Source organism: Sphingomonas sp. SP4, assembly GCF_058313375.1.
Genome location: NZ_JBZFLE010000002.1, coordinates 525,440 through 542,861, shown reverse-complemented (window position 1 = coordinate 542,861; position 17,422 = coordinate 525,440). Strand labels below are relative to the sequence as shown.

At 61.4% G+C, this 17,422-nt stretch carries 11 protein-coding genes; 6 read left to right on the top strand and 5 right to left on the bottom strand.

Going from position 1 to position 17,422, the window contains the following annotated elements:
• Nucleotides 1-42: 42 nt before the first annotated feature.
• The 3 genes from AC4GYV_RS11960 (at nt 43) to AC4GYV_RS11950 (ending at nt 5,661) form a co-directional block, all read left to right on the top strand.
• Nucleotides 43-3,072: a TonB-dependent receptor gene (locus tag AC4GYV_RS11960; protein ID WP_491100930.1), complete on the top strand. Its 3,030-nt coding sequence runs from the start codon at nt 43-45 to the stop codon at nt 3,070-3,072.
• 61 nt (nt 3,073-3,133) lie between these two features.
• Nucleotides 3,134-3,820: a DUF6445 family protein gene (locus AC4GYV_RS11955; protein WP_491100929.1), complete on the top strand. Its 687-nt coding sequence runs from the start codon at nt 3,134-3,136 to the stop codon at nt 3,818-3,820.
• Nucleotides 3,821-3,831: 11 nt separating this feature from the next.
• Nucleotides 3,832-5,661, top strand: coding sequence for a family 43 glycosylhydrolase (locus tag AC4GYV_RS11950; RefSeq protein WP_491100928.1), 1,830 nt, complete (start codon nt 3,832-3,834; stop codon nt 5,659-5,661).
• Here the strand turns inward: AC4GYV_RS11950 and AC4GYV_RS11945 are convergent, their stop codons facing one another.
• A complete protein-coding gene (locus AC4GYV_RS11945; RefSeq protein WP_491100927.1) occupies nt 5,662-7,083 on the bottom strand; it encodes a glucoamylase family protein in 1,422 nt (473 codons plus the stop codon).
• A 4-nt stretch (nt 7,084-7,087) separates the two neighbouring features.
• Nucleotides 7,088-8,071 carry a LacI family DNA-binding transcriptional regulator gene (locus tag AC4GYV_RS11940; RefSeq protein WP_491100926.1) on the bottom strand — a complete coding sequence of 328 codons (984 nt, stop codon included), beginning with the start codon at nt 8,069-8,071 and terminating at the stop codon, nt 7,088-7,090.
• A gap of 153 nt (nt 8,072-8,224) precedes the next feature.
• On the opposite strand from AC4GYV_RS11940, the gene AC4GYV_RS11935 reads away from it, so the two are divergent.
• Nucleotides 8,225-10,513 carry a glycoside hydrolase family 3 N-terminal domain-containing protein gene (locus AC4GYV_RS11935; protein WP_491100925.1) on the top strand — a complete coding sequence of 763 codons (2,289 nt, stop codon included), beginning with the start codon at nt 8,225-8,227 and terminating at the stop codon, nt 10,511-10,513.
• Here the strand turns inward: AC4GYV_RS11935 and AC4GYV_RS11930 are convergent.
• Entirely contained in the window at nt 10,466-11,917 is a 1,452-nt protein-coding gene (locus AC4GYV_RS11930) for an MFS transporter (RefSeq protein WP_491100924.1), read from the bottom strand. The two genes, AC4GYV_RS11935 and AC4GYV_RS11930, sit on opposite strands and share 48 nt — an antisense overlap.
• Nucleotides 11,878-12,735 (bottom strand): non-homologous end-joining DNA ligase, encoded by an 858-nt coding sequence (gene ligD, locus AC4GYV_RS11925; RefSeq protein ID WP_491101599.1) that lies wholly within the window; start codon nt 12,733-12,735, stop codon nt 11,878-11,880. Before ligD ends, AC4GYV_RS11930 begins: the two co-directional genes overlap by 40 nt.
• Before the next feature lie 84 nt (nt 12,736-12,819).
• On the opposite strand from ligD, the gene AC4GYV_RS11920 reads away from it, so the two are divergent.
• Nucleotides 12,820-14,595 carry a hypothetical protein gene (locus AC4GYV_RS11920; RefSeq protein ID WP_491100923.1) on the top strand — a complete coding sequence of 592 codons (1,776 nt, stop codon included), beginning with the start codon at nt 12,820-12,822 and terminating at the stop codon, nt 14,593-14,595.
• A 173-nt stretch (nt 14,596-14,768) separates the two neighbouring features.
• Nucleotides 14,769-15,047: a PilZ domain-containing protein gene (locus AC4GYV_RS11915; protein ID WP_491100922.1), complete on the top strand. Its 279-nt coding sequence runs from the start codon at nt 14,769-14,771 to the stop codon at nt 15,045-15,047.
• Nucleotide 15,048: 1 nt separating this feature from the next.
• Here AC4GYV_RS11915 and AC4GYV_RS11910 read toward each other — a convergent pair whose 3' ends face one another.
• Complete coding sequence (locus tag AC4GYV_RS11910; protein WP_491100921.1) at nt 15,049-17,352, bottom strand: bifunctional salicylyl-CoA 5-hydroxylase/oxidoreductase; 2,304 nt, start codon at nt 17,350-17,352, stop codon at nt 15,049-15,051.
• Between the last annotated feature and the right edge of the window lie 70 nt (nt 17,353-17,422).

Below are 17,422 nucleotides of genomic sequence, written 5' to 3'. Positions count from 1 at the left end.
TGTAACCGGTTACACGGGCATTCGCCTAGGGAGAGGGGTTAAGTGAGCACCATCATTCGCAAGCGTCAGCTTGCATCTGGCATTTCCGCTTTTGCGATCGCGGCCACGATCGGTCTCGCGACGCCTGCCTACGCACAGTCGGAGTTCGGCTCGATCGAAGGACATGTCGACGGCGCCAAGGCCGGCACGCAGGTTGTCGCGGTCGACACGCATACAGGCCAGCGCTTCACGGGTACGGTTGATGTCAAAGGCAATTACGTCATCCTCGGACTTCGGCCGTCGGATTATACGGTATCGATCGAGGGTAAGGCAGCGCAGAACACGACGCTGAACCTCGGTCAAACCGTCGCGGTCGACTTCGCTGAGGCCGCTGCCCCCGCTGCCCCCGGTGGCCGCTCCATTGTCGTCACCGGCCGCCGCACGGCTCAACCGGTGCAGGCTCAGACCGTCGCGACCAACATCACGCCCGCTCAGATTGAGAACCTGCCGCAGAACCAGCGCAACTTCCTGAGCTTCGCAGCCCTTGCGCCGGGCGTTCAACTAACAAACCCGAGCGGTGCCGTGCAGCTTCAGGCCGGCGCCCTCAGTCCCGCGAACTCGAACATTCTGCTCGACGGGATGACGTTCAAGAACCCGATCAATCACGGCGGTATGTTCGGTCAGAACTTCGGCTCTTTCGGCAATCCGTTCCCCCAGATCGCGATTCAGGAATATCAGCTCTCTACGCAGAACTTCGGTGCTGAAATCGGCCAGTCCGCGGCTGCCGTGTTGACTGCCATCACCAAGACCGGCGGCGATCACTTCCACGGTGACCTGTTCTTCGATTGGCAGCCGAAAGCATTCATCGGAAAGCGCGCCTACTCGAGCGGTGCGAAGCAGGATTATAACCGCAAGCAATTCGGCGGCGACATTGGCGGTCCGATCATCCCGGGTAAGCTCAGCTTCTACGCAGCCTTCGAAGGTACAGATCAGACGCTGCCACCGCTCAATCTGAGCATTACGGTTCCCGTGCCGGGCAATATTGCCTCTGAAATCAGCGGATCTGCTCCGCAAGACTTCAAGCAGCGCCTATACTTCGGAAAGCTGACATGGTTCGCCACCCCGAACGACACGGTGAACCTGATTGGCTACAAGCGTAAGCAGAGCAACGTCAGCGATTACGGTGGCAATGCGGCGCAAAGTCACGGTCACTATCTGACGACCGAGCAGACGCGCGGTCAGCTGCAGTGGCGGCACAGTTCCGGCAACTTCCTCAACCTGCTGAACATTGCTTACGACAAGGCAAACCAAGGCACGCCCAACATCACTCAGGGGCCCGAGTACCTTCTCGTGGGCTTCAATAATGACGGCACCGTCAATACCGGTAACGTGGTCGCACAACTCGGGGCGAACAGCTTCCAGCAGAATGACATCGAGAAGTCCTGGGTGGTCAAGGACGATGCAACGCTGCGCCACGGCGAGCATACGTTCAAGGCCGGCGGCCAGATCACTTTTTACAAGCTGTCGCGCGAGGAAAATTCGAGCTTCAACGGAACGTACTTCGTCGCGAATCCGTGCGACCCTCTCAACCCCGTCACCGGTGGCGTGTGTCCGAGCAACTTCGACATCACAACGGCCACGCCGGCTGCCGGTCGCATCAATGTTGCGCCCTCGCCCCTCGTTGCGGGCAAGGACACGCAGATCGGACTCTACATTCAGGACGAATGGAAGCCCGATGAGCATTGGACCGTCAATGCCGGCCTGCGCTGGGATTTCGAAAGCAATCCCAACAACAAAAATTATGTAACTCCGGCGGCAATCGCGGCGGCGCTGCGCTCGTATCCGGGCTGGGCTGCCCGCGGCATCAATCCTGAGGATTACATCTCCGACGGCAACAACCGTAAGCCGTTCTGGGGCGAATTCCAGCCGCGGCTTGGCGCGTCATATGACGTGCATGGTGACCGCGATATCGTGCTCTTCGCGGGCGCGGGTCGCTACTATGACCGGCCGCTGTTCATCCAGGGCGTTCTCGAGACGCTGCAGAACAGCAACGCAGTGCTAACAACCGGGGCACCATTCGCGGCCGCCTGCGCAAGCGGAACGCCGCCGACATATTGTAGCGATCCGGCGGCTCTGCGCACTTATCTGGCAAGCCTGGGCTACACGGGCGGCGCGGTTTGGGTGCTCCCGAACAAGGTGAAGATGCCCTATTCGGATCAGTTCGATCTGGGCATCCGCAAGCGGTTCGGGGATATCCAGTCGTCGCTTACTTACAGCCACGTGGAATCGCGCAATATCTCACTGTACACGCGCGCCAACTTCTACGCGAACGGCTACTATACCGTCTTCCCTAACTGCATGAATGGTGGCGACACGTGGATCATCGATAACACGCCTGACAGCGTTGCAGGATGTCCGGGCGCCACCAACGGCCAACTGACTGGCTTCAACGGCAAGCTGAATCGCTTGCAGAACAACGGCCAGGCGAAGCTGGACGCTTTCTATCTACAGATTGAAAAGCCGTTCAACGATAGGAGCGTCTGGGGTTTCACTCAGTCCTTCACCCTGCAGTGGGCTCGTCAGAACATTGGCCAGGACTTCTTCGGCGACGAGATGTTCAATGGTCCTAACCTCGACACCTATGGATGGAACTATGTTCCGGCAGTCGAGAAGTGGCGGTCTGTCACTTCGGTCAACTGGCGCGCTCCTTGGGGCATCACTGCCTCCGGCATTCTGACGCTCTCTGGCGGTCCTGCTTTCGGCCATCTGATCGCGCCTTGCTGTACGCCTGTAACCGGCCCCTTCCCGGTGCCGGTCGGTGCCACGGGTTATGCGAACCTCGCGGGCGTCTACTTCCCGCACAAGACGTTCGGATTTAAGCGCCTCGACCTTCGTCTCGCCAAGACCTTTAAGCTGCCATACGGGACAGAGGTCACGGCAGACTTCCAGGTCTTCAATGCATTCGACTGGATCAACCACACCTACTCGGCGTGGGGCGCCGGCGGCGGCGATCACCCGACGTTCGTCGACAACCGCAGCCAGATCTCCAACGACCAGCGTCAGTTCCAGGCTGGTCTGTCGTTCAAGTTCTAAGAGAGTGTATTTCGAAGGAGGGAGACGGAAACGTCTCCCTCCTTTTTCTTGAGGCCACGAGTTGAAGCCTGAGCTGCGCCGTTTCGGAAACAGCCAAAGTCCCGTCGTGGTCATCGACGAATTCACTGGCTCGCCCGAAGCGGTCGTACGGCTTGCTGAACAGCTCGCACCGTTTCCGCGCTTGCAGAACAATTACTATCCGGGCCTTCGCAGGATCATTTCGCGCAACGACACCGACGCCGACTCATACGTTGAACGTACCTGCCAAGAAGCCGCGCAGTTCATCGCGGGGGCGTTCGAAACGAATGGCTTCGACCTCATCGAGGCGAGCTTCTCGATGGTGACGTTGCAGCCGCACGAACTCAGTCCCGCACAGCGGGCACCACATTTCGATTCAACCGACCAGAAGTATCTCGCGCTACTGCATTTCCTGCAGGTGCCTTCGGGAACCGGCACTGCATTCTATCGACAGCGATCGACAGGCATCGAACGAGTTACTGAAGAAAATCTGGCTCGCTTTGTGGCTACGGCCAAAGCGGACGCGGCGAAGCTTTCGAAGGACTCAGGATACTTGAGAGGATCCGACGATTTCTTCGAAGAGATCGGTGCGGTCGAAGCCATTCCCGACCAGCTCATCATCTATCAAGGAAGCCTCCTTCATTCGGGCATCATTCCGGAGGGCATGAGCTTTAGCGCCGACCCTCGCGAGGGACGGCTCACCGCGAACCTCTTCATTCGCGCCCACTGAAAGGTTCAAGCATGCGTAATGGCAAGTTGATGTTGTTGGTTTCCGCAGCGCTTTCCGCGAGCGCGGCGACTGCGCAGCCGCGCACGTACATCAACCCGATCGATATCGATTACCGTTACAATTGGGAGCAGACGAACGAGGGTATCAGCTACCGCACCGGAGCCGACCCAGCCGTGGTCCGCCACAAGGGCGCCTATTACCTTTTCGAAACCTTGGCGGACGGCTATTGGCGCTCGACCGACCTCATCCACTGGACCTTCATCACGCCGAGCATGTGGCCGAACGGCGGGATCGTCGCTCCTGCGGTCATTTCCGACGGCGACCGGCTCATCATCTGGCCGTCGACCTCGTTCACGCGCCCAAGCTCCATCCTGGTTTCGACTGCGCCCGAGACGGGCAAGCTCGATTATCTGGTGCGGTCGATGCCGCCGCTGCCGGATGCGGTCGACGACAAAGACCTCGCGAAGATGAAGCCGAGCGACATCCCGCCCGGCCCGTGGGATCCGGGCCTTTTCAAGGACGATGACGGGCGCTGGTACCTCTATTGGGGGAGCTCCAACGTTTTCCCGATCTATGCGATCGAGATCGCGTTCAAGGATGGCAAGCTCATCTACAAGGGGCACGCCACCAAGCTCTTCACCCTCCATCCGGAGCAGCATGGCTGGGAGCGCTTCGGTCAGGACCACAGCGGCCTTCTGGCGAACGGACAGCCGACCAAGCCCTACCAGGAAGGCGCCTGGATGACCAAGCATGGCGGCCGCTACTACCTTCAGTACGGAGCGCCGGGCACCGAATTCAACGCATACGCGAACGGCACTTACGTTTCCGACAAGCCGCTCGGCCCGTTCAAGTACGCTGAGTACAATCCGATCGCCTATAAGCCTGGCGGCTTCGTTCATGGTGCTGGCCATGGCTCCACGTTTGAGGACAATTACGGGAACTTCTGGAACACGGGCACGCCGTGGATCGGTTACAATTGGACTTTCGAGCGTCGCATCAACCTGTTCCCGGCCAAGTTTGAGCCAGACGGGCAGTTCTGGTCGTCATCGCGCTTCGGCGACTTTCCTTATTATGTTCCCACCAAGAAGGTGAGCGATCCGAACAGCCTGTTCACGGGATGGATGCTGTTGTCGTACCGGAAGCCCGCGGTCGCTTCTTCCACCATCGGCGAGTTCACCGCTTCCAAGGTCACCGACGAAAATCCGCAGACATTCTGGGTGGCAGCGAAGAATGCGCCGGGGCAGACGCTGACCCTTGATCTCGGTGCGCCGAAGACGGTGCGCGCGGTGCAAGTCAATTTCGCCGACTACAAGTCCGGCCGCTTCGCAGACGCGCCGGACATCTACACCGAGTTCGAACTGCAGCAGTCGCTCGACGGTCGGAACTGGAAACCGCTCGCGCGCACCGAGCGCCCGCGCCGTGACCGGCCCAATGCCTATTTGGAATTGCCGCAGCCGGTGCGCACACGCTTCATCCGCTATGTACATGGGCATGTCGGCGCCGCGAACCTGGCGATCAGCGACATTCGCGTTTTCGGCAATGCAGATGGGTCTGCGCCTTCCCCACCATCGGACGTCGCTGCAAATCGCCATCAGGACCAGCGCGATGCTACGATTCGCTGGACGAAGGTGCCGGGCGCAGTGGGCTATAACATTCGCTTCGGTATCCGGCCTGATCGGCTGACGCTGACGCATCAGCTTTGGGCAGACGAGCTCGGCAATGGAGCTACGTTGAGCAAGGAGCTGCGCTCCTTGAACGCCGGCGTGCCTTATTACGCTGCGATCGAATCGTTCAACGAGAGCGGCGTTTCGAAGCTCAGCCGCGTCGTTCAGATCCGCTGATCAGCCGAGCCAGCCTCCGGTGAATCCGGCGCGTTTCAGGCCGCGCCGGATCGCCGGAACGTTGCGCATGCGGCGCCAAAGGAAGTCGTTGCGGTAGTTTGCCGCCTGCAGCAGGATTGGCCCCTGGTCGATGCCGAGATTATCGCGCGCGACCCAACCATTCTTCGCATCGATCGAACCACTTTCACTCTTCACGTTGGTGTAGGTGAAGCTCGGATTGAAGCTATCGCGGAAGCCATGGGCGTCGAACACCCCCGGCTGCTTCATCAGCGTCTCGGCGCAGGGGATGACGATTTCCGGTGCAAAGGGCAGTGACCCGAGCGCCGCTACTGGTGCGATTGTGCCGTCGTCCAGGCCGTCAGGCTCACCAACCGGCCCGCGTGCGGCATAGCCATGGAAGTCGCGGACCCCGCCCTTGTAAGGCAGCCGGAAGTCGCCGGGCCCGTCGCAAGCCGCCAGTCCCCACAACCGGTCGGAATAACCCAGCCAACGTCCGGGATTGAGGGTGCAATAGGCGCGCTGGGCGTAAGTCTCGCGGCGGCTATTTTCGAAATAATCGAAGCCGACTTGGCGCATCACCGCATCTCGAATGCCGCGGAAGTCGATGAAAATATGGCTGTACTGACCGGGGAACTGCGGGGCGAAAGCAATGCGGTGCGTCGGACCCACCCCACGCCAGAAGGTTTCGTAAGTCCCTGTCCACTGTTCCCAAAGATTTGGCGGCGCGGGATGCGTCGTGGACCCAAGCGCAAGCACGTTGACGAACATGCCCTCGTTGAAGCCGACCCAGTTCGCGTCGATCAGACCCTTCTCGGGATGCCAGCCCATGGAAATTGCCGCCCGTCCGTCGGAGCGGAAAAAATTCCAGTCCGCTCGATCGAAGAGCGCTTGCGCCAGGCGGCGGATCTCGGCCTCACGCGGGTCTGCGCGGTCGTAATATTGACCCGCGAACAGCACGCCCATCAGCAGGATGGTTGTGTCGACGCTCGACAGTTCGACATCCCGATACCGCGCCCCGGTCTCCATATCGATAAAGTGATAGTAGAAACCCTTGTGGCCGATCATGCCCGTGGCTTGCGGACCCTGCGGCGCGTTCCAGAAGAAGCGCAATGTGGTCAGCGTCAGGTCACGCGCTTCGGAGCGCTCGCACCAGCCGCGCTCCGCACCAATCGCATAGGCGGGAAGCGCGAATCCGACGGACGCGATGCTCGAGAACGATGGCGTCGGCCAGCGGTCGGGAACGAGCCCGTTCTTGCGGTTCACGGTGTCCCAGAACCAGCGGAAAGTGCGCTTCTCGATCTCTTCATAGAAAGCGGGAAGGGTGTGGCCCGCCGGCGCCAAGGCGGCAGCGGGCGAAGTCGACAGAGAAGCGCTCGCAAGCAGCAGCGAGCCCTGCAGGAATTGACGGCGTTCGATGATCATTAGGCTACAGTTTTGGTTCCGTTGTGGTTCGGACGACCAGCTCCGGTGCGTGGAGCTCGTCACCGCTCGAATTAGGCTCGGCGATGCCGGAGAGGAGCCGATCCAAGGCGCGCTGCCCAAGCTCGGCAATGCGGACCCGCACAGTGGTGAGGCCAATGTGCCTCGCCAGCGGAATGTCGTCGAAACCGGCCACTGCAACGTCCTGGGGAACGTGTAGGCCCGCTTCGCGGAGGGCCTGAATCGCGCCGATCGCCATATTGTCGTTTCCGCCAAAGACCGCATCGAACCGCCGACCCGAACGAAGCAAGTCGGCGATCGCCAACGCGCCTGACTCTTCTTCGAAATCGCCCTCCACGATTTCGCAGGCCACGCCGTGCGCTTCCGCCGCATCTTTGAACGCGTCGCGCCTTTCCTGTGCGTCGATGTTCTGCGCCGGGCCCGCAATGTGGAGGAGATTCTTGCGGCCGATCGCGACGAAATGATCCACCACCGCCTTCGCGCCCGCTCGATTGTCCAAATGGATCGAGGGCCGCCCGCTGGCATCGCGCGTATTGATCAGCATCGATGGAAGTGTCGGGGGAATTGCCACGGACAGTTCGTCGGCGCTGAGATGCGGCGCCATGACGACGAGCCCGTCCACGCGGCCGCGCATCGCCTGCAATGCGAGGGCGGCCTGCTGTCCACTGCCGTGGATGTTGGACAGCAGCAGCAAATAACCGCGGCTGCTGGCCTCCCGGTCCATGCCGCGCACGATCTCGGAGAAGAATTCGCCGTGCAGGTCCGGAAGCACGACGCCGATCGCGTTGGTCCGGGCCAGGCTCAGGCTGCGAGCGCCGGCGTGAGGGATATAACCTAGCTCACGCACGGCCTCGGACACGCGGTTGCGCGTGTCCTCGCTCACATTCTCGAATCGGTTCAGCGCACGCGACACGGTGGCCACGGAAACCTGTGCGAGGCGGGCGACGTCACGGATGGTAGCTTCGGCCATCAGCCTCCTTATCAACGGGAACAGCCGTAAGCGATTGCAAATGCCGTTGCGCAAGTCATGTAACCGGTTACACAGAGCGTCAAGCACAGCCGAAAAAATGTGCTACAGCGACAGGCGCTGCTCGGTTGAAGTTGAGTTTTGGAGGGGATGAGGATGTTGGATACGCGCATCTCGCGGCGGGCAGCGCTGATGGGAGCGGGCGCAATAGCGGCATGGCTTGCGAGCCCTGCACGGGCGCTCCTTCAGGTTGCGGGACGGCTCGATGTTCCCGCCTTTGTCGACCAACTCATCGCGCGCATGACGCTCGAAGAGAAAGCGGGCCAGCTCCAGCTGATGGCTTCTGCCTGGGGCGGAGGAGCCGCGCTGGCGCTCAATCCTCCGCAGGGCGATTCCAATTTCCCGAAGCAGGTTGAAGAGGCGCGCCAAGGTCAGCTGACCGGCGTGTTCAACGGCAACGGCGCACGCATGGCGCGCATCCTCCAAGGTGCGGCCGTCAAGGAATCGCGCCTCAAGATCCCGCTGATTTTCGGCGCCGACATCATCCACGGCCATCGCACCATCTTCCCCGTGCCGCTTGCGGAGGTGGCGAGCTTCGAGCCCGATCTGGCTCGCCGCACCGCCGAGGCGGCTGCATTCGAAGCGGCGGGCTCGGGAATCGACTGGACCTTCTCGCCAATGGTCGACGTGGCGCGCGACCAGCGCTGGGGCCGCGGCGTCGAAGGCGGCGGCGAGGACCCGTATCTCGGCGGCATCTTCGCTGTAGCTCGCGTCCACGGTTTTCAGGGAGCTGACCTGAAATCCAACGAACGCATGCTTGCCTGCATCAAGCATTTCGCAGCCTACGGCGGTGCGGAATCGGGCCTCGACTACAACGCGGTCGACATGTCCGAAGGCAGGCTGCGGGAAGTTTATCTGCCACCGTACAAGTCGGGGTTCGAAGCCGGGGCGCTTTCGGCGATGGCTTCGTTCAACGAAATCAACGGCGTGCCTTCGACGGGCAACCGCTGGCTGATCACCGAGCTGCTGCGCGGCGAATGGGGTTTCCAGGGCTTCGTCGTTTCCGACTACACCGGCGATGAGGAAATGATCGCTGCCGGCTTCGCCAAGGATGGGCGGGACGCCGCAAGGCTTGCGATCCTCGCCGGCGTCGACATGAGCATGCAGAGCGGACTTTACCGCAAATATCTGCCGGATCTCGTGCGCAGCGGAGCCGTGCCGCAGGCTGTGGTCGACCAATCGGTTCGCCGTGTGCTTGCTGCAAAGGCGATGCTGGGCCTGTTCGACGACCCCTTCCGGCGCATCGACGAGAAGCGTGAGACTGCCCGTTCGATGCTGCCAAGAACGCGTGCGCTGGCACGTGAGGCGGGCCGCAAATCGATCGTCCTTCTCAAGAACGAAGGCGACCTTTTGCCACTGCCGCGTTCGGGCAAGAAGATCGCGCTGATCGGCCCATTTGCGAGCGGCCAGCACGATCTCGTCGGGCCATGGGTGGTCTATGGTGACGACGCGAAGGCGGTTGATCTCGCGACCGGCGTTCGCGGTGCAATCGCCGATAAGAATTCACTGATCATCGCGCAGGGCTCGGGCGTCGAAGAACCGCTCGCGGGCGGCATCGAACAAGCGATCGCTGCTGCTCGCCAGGCGGACGTTGTCGTGCTCGCCATCGGCGAGAGCGCGAACATGTCCGGCGAAGCTCAGTCACGCACTGACATCGTCGTGCCCGAGCCGCAGCAGCGCCTCGCCGAATCCGTCGCAGCAACAGGAAAGCCTATCGTCGTCGTGCTCAAGCATGGCCGCGCGCTCGCGCTCGAAGGCGCGGTCAAGAACGCGCAGGCCATTCTCGCAACTTGGTTCCTCGGGACCGAAACCGGCAACTCTATCGCCGACGTTCTGTTCGGCGCGTACAGTCCATCCGCGCGCCTGCCAGCAAGCTTCCCGATCCGTTCGGGGCAAGAGCCTTATTATTACGCCCACAAGTCGAGCGGACGCCCGAACACCACCGACATGCTGGAGCCGTACAAGGAGCATTTCCGCGGCATTCCAAATATGGCGCTGTACCCGTTCGGTCATGGCCTGACGTACGGCAAGATCGAGTACAGCGGCTTCAGAGTCAGCGCACCAACCATGCCGATGGGCGGCACGATCGAAATCTCCGCGACGATCACCAATCGCGGCCGTCGTGCAGCGGAAGAGGTGGTGCAGCTCTACGTTCACCAGAAGGTTGCAACCGTCACTTGGCCGGTGCGTGTCCTCAAGGCGTTCCGCAAGGTCGCACTTGCTCCGGGTCAGTCGGAAGTCGTCCGATTCACGCTGCGCGCTAGCGACCTGTCGTTCATCGGCCGCAATAACCGACCAGTGATCGAGCCCGGCACCTTCCAGGCCTGGATCGCGCCGTCAGCTGAGACTGACGGAGTCAACGGGACCTTCGACCTCACCGCCTAGCCTCCGACGTGCCCGCCCGAGCGGGTTCGCCACCATCGCGACACAGGACAAGGCGAGGAAGACCAGCGGGACCAGCGCAACCGTCGCGCGCATCCCCGCGAGCGTCTCGGCACTCTGCCGGACGTTGGCAACATAGCCGGCTGATGCGAAGCTCCACCCGAGGATGGCAGTCGCGACGCCGATCGCGATCCGCTGCAGCAGCGCCGCTACGCCGAATACCGTCCCCTCGACATGGAGCCCGGTCTCCCGCTCGCCATATTCGATCGTATTCGGAAGCATCGCCCAGAACACGAAATTGAGGCCGACGCTGACCACCTGCATGCCGACGAGGAACAGCTGCATCGTGTGCGGGCCGTCGAAATGGATGAAGTCGAAGGCGAGTAGACCGCACATGCCCAAACCGGCGGCGATAAGCCACAATGCTCGCAGCCCGACGAAGCGTCCCAGCAGCATCCACAATGGAATAGCGATTCCGCTGACCAATCCCATGGACGCCAGCGCAAGCTGGCCGGCCTCCGGGTCGTTGAGCAGATATTTGAAATAATAGAGGACCGATTTGTTGAGCACCGTGATGGCGACGATCATCGCCATCATCGCCGCAGTCAGCGCAACGAAGGCGCGATTGCGGATAAGGCTCAACAACGCCGCCCTCAGGCTTGCCGGCAATGGGCGATGGGGCGGCGCCGTTTCCCGATAGGTTGCACCAACTAGGATCAGGATGATCGCCGCAACGATCGCGAACAATATGGCCGCCCCGAAATACGCTTGCGCAGCGCTCGATCCAGTCAACCAACGGCCGACGGGAACTGTGCACAAGGCGACTGTCACCGCGGCCGCAGTCCCGAACAGCATCCTCATCCCGGCGACAAATGCCCTGTCGCCAAAGTCCGCGCTGATCCGTGCGGTCATCGCGAGGTAAGGCACGTTCACGCCGGCATAGGCGGTGCGAAAGAGGAGGTGCGCGACGAATATGCTGGCGATCGCCCAGCCTCCACTGACCATCGGCGGGAAATAGGTGAGCACAAACGTCAGCCCGAGCGGCACTGCTCCAGCGATTAAAAGCGGGCCATAGCGGAAGCTGTCGTGCTTCCGGTCGACCAGCGTGCCTGCAATAAAGTTGGCAATTCCATCCCAGATGGATGCGACCATGTAGGTGGTCGCCGCTACCTCAATCGGCAGGTCGAGCGCGTCCGTATAATAGAACAGCAGGAAGAGCATGATGCTCTGCCAGAAGAGGTTGAAGGCGAAGTCACCGAAGGCGAACAGCAGCAAGCGCGCCTTGGGCACATGCGCGGAATTGACGGCGATCGTTTCTGTCCCCACGCCCGCAGCATCGCCGCCATTGGGCTTCGACGCAATGAATCCTAGCTGATTGTAGGCAGCATCTGTTTTCCGGCTCCCCATCCTTTCAGCGCCTTGCCCTTCGCGCGCTGGAGCACCGTTTCGACGTCTTCGATGGAAAATGCGTCGGAGCGCTCGATTTCCGCGAGCTCGTCCCATGCGACTGGCGCCGCCACGGGCATTCCGGCGCGAGCACGGGCCGAATAGGGCTGGATCGCGGTCGCGGTGCGCTGATTGCGCAGGAAGTCGAGGAAGATACGTCCGCGGCGCTCCTTCTTAGGCAGGGCGAGGGTGAAACTGTCAGGAGCCGCCTCGGCGAGGGTGGCGGAGAACGTCTTCGCGAACTCCCGCACTGAACTCCATTTCGCGACGGGTTCGAGCGGAACCACGATGTGGATGCCCTTGCCGCCCGATAGGAGCGCGAAGCTTTGCAGCCCAAGCGCTTCGAAGGATCGGTGGACCTGAAACGCCGCTGACTTGACCGCTTCGAACTCAAGCTCGGGATCGGGGTCGAGGTCGATGACCAGCCGGTCGGGAGTCTCCACCGCTCCAGAGCGGCTGCCCCAGCCGTGGAATTCCACCGTTTGCACTTTGGCGCAGGCGACGATCTCCTCGGCCGAGCGGACGTACAGATAGTCCTCCGTGCGACCGTTCTTCTGCGCGACCGCCTCGAGGTGGACCAGCTTGTCGAATTCCTTGCCGGTAGGCGGATGCTCGCGGTTGCGCTGGAAGTAGCATTTGCCCTCGCGGCAGCGGAACAGGTTGAGGAGGCGTCCCTCGAGGAACGGCAGCATGATCGGCGCGACGATCTGATAGTAAAGCGTCGTCGCCCGGACGCTGATCTCGGGCTTCTCGTACGTCGGCTCCGGCGTCCACACCATCACGGCGAGAACGCCTTGGCGCCTGCGCTTGCTCCGCGTCCGGCTGCGGCTATTGATAACGCTAACAGGGCGAAAGGGGAGAGTATGCGTTCGCGGTTGACCGGCTTCATCGTCGCAATGCTTGCATGCCTGTTCGGCGCAGCGCCCGCGGGAGCGCGGGCCTATAAGAATTTCCGAGCGGCAATTTACGTCACCGTGCACGACACCAAGCGTCTTGCCGATCCCGCGACATTCGAACGCGATTTCGCTCGAGTGTCCTCCCAGCTCAAGTTCGATAAGGTTTATGTCGAGGCCTATCGCGATCGCCAGTTTGCGACCGATGCAGAACTCGAGGCGGTGAAGCGAAACTTCGCATCAAAGGGCATCCTCACCTCAGGCGGCGTGACGCTGGCCGCAGGCGGGTCCGGCGGACAATTCGGCACGTTCGACTACGAAAACCCTGCTGACCGTGCAGAATGCGAGCGCGCGATTCGCCTGATCGCGCGCCACTTCGACGAGGTGATCCTCGACGACTTCTTTTTCTATACCTCGAAAAGCGACGCCGACATTGCGGCCAAGGGTAGCCGCAGCTGGACGGAATACCGCATCGACAAGATGCGCGAGGCGAGCCGAAATCTCGTCCTTGGTCCTGCCAAGCAGGAGAACCCGCGCGTCCGCGTGATCATCAAATATCCGAACTGGTACGAGCATTTCCACGGCCTGGGTTACGACCTCGAGAGCCAGGCGCACATGTTCGACGCCATCTACACGGGCACCGAGACCCGCGATCCGATCATCACCGACCAGCTGCTGCAGCAGTACGAAAGCTACGAAATCTATCGTTATCTTTCGAACGTTCGTCCCGGCGCGAACTTGGGCGGATGGGTCGATACCTACAGCACGCGCTCGATCGACCGATATGCAGAGCAGCTTTGGGATACTCTGTTCGCCAAGGCGCCGGAGATCATGCTGTTCAACTGGAGCCCGATGGCGGAAGCAAAACCCGCGACGGCTGGTGAGCGCCCTTGGGCGAAGCAGGTCACGACTTTTCGTTGGCCGCAGGCTGGTGACGGCTGGGCGAGCGCCGCCAACCAGGCGCTACATTTGGCGGACAAGGCGCTTGACCGTCTCGGCAAGCCGATCGGCATAGCGAGCTATCGCCCACCGCATGCGACTGGCGAGGATTTCTTGCACAACTACATCGGCAATCTCGGCGTGCCGATCGAGCTCTCGCCGGAATACCCCGTCAGCGCGCGGACGATCCTGCTGACGCGGGCAGCCGCAACGGATCCGGACATCATCGCCAAGATCGACCGCAGCCTTCGCGGCGGAGCAAAGGTGATTGTCACTTCTGGATTCGTCGAGGCGACGCAAGGCAAGGGCTTCGAGCGGCTAGCCGAATGGCAGGTCACCGGTCACACCATCGCGATCAATCAATATTTCGATGGCTTCGGAGCGGGCAACGGAACCGAGCTGAAGCAGCCCGGTAAAATGCAGCCGGTTCTGTTTCCGGAAGTGCAGTTCTACACCAATGACAGCTGGGGGATCGTCCGCGGCGTGGCAGCTGCCAAGGGCTTCCCGCTGGTTCTTATGAACCACTATTCGAAGGGCACTTTGTACCTCTGGACGATGCCGGCGAATTTCGGCGACCTGTATGCGCTGCCGCAGCCGATGATCACTCGGATGAAGCAATATCTGTTCCCGGATTCGCCGGTTCAGATTGACGCACCGGATCACGTGGCCCTCTTCACGTACGACAACGGAGCCTATGTGGTTGAGAACTATCGTGACGTTGCGGCATCAATACGTGTCTCGGCGTCCGGCAAGACCACTCAAGTGGATCTTCCGCCACACAGCTTCCGAGTGTTCGCTGGAAGGTAAAAATGGCGGTGACCATCGCCGTTTAGATGCTGCTTAATCTCCGTCGTGCATGCTGGCAGGCAGTGGGACCAGATGTTGGCGGAGTGGACGCTGCCTTCATCATCAACCTGGTTGGCAGGTGCAGCGTGGGTAACGCGGCGCCGCGTGGCCATCCGTGTGAGGGGCGACCGGAGATGAAATTCGAAGGGCGGCTGCAAGGCCGCGAGATCATGCCGCGCAATGCGCGGATCGACGTTCGGTATGATGCGCTGCTGCGGTTCGAGGAAACTGAGATCGCAGCGATGATCCTCAACGTGTCGAGCAAGGGCTTTCGTGTGTGGACTGTTGAGGAGCTCGAACCCGACCTGGAAATCACGCTTGAAGTAGACAAGCTGAAGCCGGTGCGCGGCGTGATCCGCTGGTGCTGCGGCGAGGAATCCGGCGGCGTGTTCCTGGACGCAATCGCGCTTTAGATTACACCCGCAACGCGGCCGCAGCTTCGGCCTCGCGCTTCAGGTTGCGCGCCAGCTGCGACATCCCGTTGAGATATTGCGGAGGCACGTGCACGTCGCGGTAGTCGAGCGCGGCAGCGGCGCGCAACGTCCAGAACGGGTCGATCAGGTGCGGCCTCGCCAGCGCAACCAAGTCCGCGCGGCCCGCGGCCAGGATCGAATTGGCGTGGTCGGGCTCGTAGATGTTGCCGACCGCCATCGTCGCGAGGCGGCCTTCGTTGCGGATCTTGTCGCTGAACGGAGTCTGGAACATGCGGCCGTACACCGGCTGCGCATCTGACCAGGTCTGGCCCGCCGAGACGTCGATCAAATCCGCCCCGTCGCGCGCGAAAGCTTCGCCAATCTCCACGGCGTCGTCTGGCGTGATGCCATTTTCTCCGGCCCAATCGGTCGCTGAGATTCGCACCGACATCGGCCTGTCGCTCGGCCATGCCGCACGCATCGCCGCGAACACTTCGAGCGGATAGTGCAGCCGGTTCTCAAGCGAGCCGCCATATTCGTCCGAGCGCTTGTTCTGCAGCGGCGTGAGGAAGCTCGATAGCAAATAGCCGTGCGCGGCGTGCAGCTCGACCATGTCGAAGCCGGCCTCCAATCCCATGCGGACTGCAGCGACGAACTGATCGCGCACCATGTCCATGTCGGCACGCGTCATTGGCTTCGGCTTCTGGTTGACCGGCGACCAGGGAACGTCGCTCGCCGACATGACTGGCCAGTTGCCGCTGTCGAGCGGCACGTCATTGCCTTCCCAGCCGAGCTTGGTCGAACCTTTCGCCCCAGAGTGACCGAGTTGGAGGCAGATCTTCGCTTTCGAATTGGCGTGCACGAATTCGACAATGCGTCTCCACGCGGCGATATGTTCGTCGTTCCACATGCCGGTGCAACCAGGACTGATCCGCCCTTCCGGCGAGACGCAGGTCATCTCGGTGAAGACCAGCCCCGCGCCGCCCATTGCGCGCTCGCCATAGTGAACGAAATGGAAGTCGTTCGGCGTTCCGTCGACCGCGGAATACATTGCCATCGGCGACACGGTGATGCGGTTTTCAACTTGCATCTCACGCATTTTGAACGGCGCGAACATCGGCGGCGCCGTCTTGTTCGAGCGGCCTTCGGTCGCGCGTTTCCAGAACCAGCGTTCCACGCCCTCGAGCCACTCGCGGTCGCGCAGGCGCAGGTTCTCGTGGCTGATGCGCTGGCTCCGCGTCAGCAGTGAATAAGCGAATTGCAGGGGCTCGAAATGCAAATAGCGGTCCAACGTTTCGAACCATTCGGTCGAATTGCGCGCGCTGTTTTGCAGCTTCAGTACTTCTAGATTCCGTTCAGCGACATATTCGTCCATCGCCGCTTCGAGGCTGAGCCCGGGACGGTTAAGCACCTCCGCCAGTTTGATCGCATCTTCGAGCGCGAGCTTGGTGCCCGAGCCGATCGAGAAGTGTGCGGTGTGCGCGCCGTCGCCGAGCAGGATGACATTGCCGCTGTTCCACCGCTCGCACTTGATGCGGCGGAAGTTGAGCCAGGCCGCGCTGCCACGCAGGTGCGTCGCGTTCGACATCAGCGAATGGCCGTCGAGATATTTGGCGAACAGCTTTTCGCAGGCTGCGATGCTTTCGTCCTGCGACATGCGGTCGAATCCGAACCCGCGCCATGTTTCTTCCGAACATTCGACGATGAAGGTCGAACAGTCCGGCGCGAAGCGATAGGCGTGCGCCCAGATCCAGCCGTGCTCGGTCTCTTCGAACGCGAACGTGAAAGCGTCGAACACCTTCGACGTGCCGAGCCATACGAACTTGTTCTTCCGGACGTCGATGTCGACGCCAAACGCGTCCGCATAGGCATCGCGGAATTGGGAGTTGGCACCGTCGGATGCGATCACCAGATCGTAATCGCGCCACTTCGGGTCTGCGGGATCGCATTCGGCTTCGAAGTGCAGCACGACGCCAAGCTCGCGCGCCCGGTCCTGAAGAATTTCGAGCAGTCGCTTACGGCCAATGCCGATGAAGCCGTGACCCGATGAGGTAATCGTCTCGCCGCGAAGGTGGACGTCGATGTCGTCCCAATGCGCGAACTCGTCGGCGATGATGCTGGCCGAAGCGGGATCGTTTGCAGTGAGGTTCTCGACGGTCTGGTCCGAGAAGACCACGCCCCAACCGAACGTCACGCCCGGCGCATTGCGTTCGAACACTTCAATCTCGTGGCGCGGGTCCCGCAGCTTCATCGAGATCGCGAAATAGAGCCCCGCCGGCCCGGCCCCGATGCAGGCGATCTTCACGCCGTGTCGCTCCAATCTTCACTGATCTTCGCAGTGACGACGGCAGTTGCGCGTCCTTGAGTTCGCTGCG

Bases quoted from the DNA above. Each gene is read 5' to 3' on its own strand.
- AC4GYV_RS11950 (WP_491100928.1), top strand. From the start codon at position 3,832: ATGCGTAATGGCAAGTTGATGTTGTTGGTTTCCGCAGCGCTTTCCGCG.
- AC4GYV_RS11945 (WP_491100927.1), bottom strand. From the start codon at position 7,083: ATGATCATCGAACGCCGTCAATTCCTGCAGGGCTCGCTGCTGCTTGCG.
- AC4GYV_RS11940 (WP_491100926.1), bottom strand. From the start codon at position 8,071: ATGGCCGAAGCTACCATCCGTGACGTCGCCCGCCTCGCACAGGTTTCC.
- AC4GYV_RS11935 (WP_491100925.1), top strand. From the start codon at position 8,225: ATGTTGGATACGCGCATCTCGCGGCGGGCAGCGCTGATGGGAGCGGGC.
- AC4GYV_RS11930 (WP_491100924.1), bottom strand. From the start codon at position 11,917: ATGGGGAGCCGGAAAACAGATGCTGCCTACAATCAGCTAGGATTCATT.
- ligD (WP_491101599.1), bottom strand. From the start codon at position 12,735: ATGGTGTGGACGCCGGAGCCGACGTACGAGAAGCCCGAGATCAGCGTC.
- AC4GYV_RS11920 (WP_491100923.1), top strand. From the start codon at position 12,820: ATGCGTTCGCGGTTGACCGGCTTCATCGTCGCAATGCTTGCATGCCTG.
- AC4GYV_RS11915 (WP_491100922.1), top strand. From the start codon at position 14,769: ATGAAATTCGAAGGGCGGCTGCAAGGCCGCGAGATCATGCCGCGCAAT.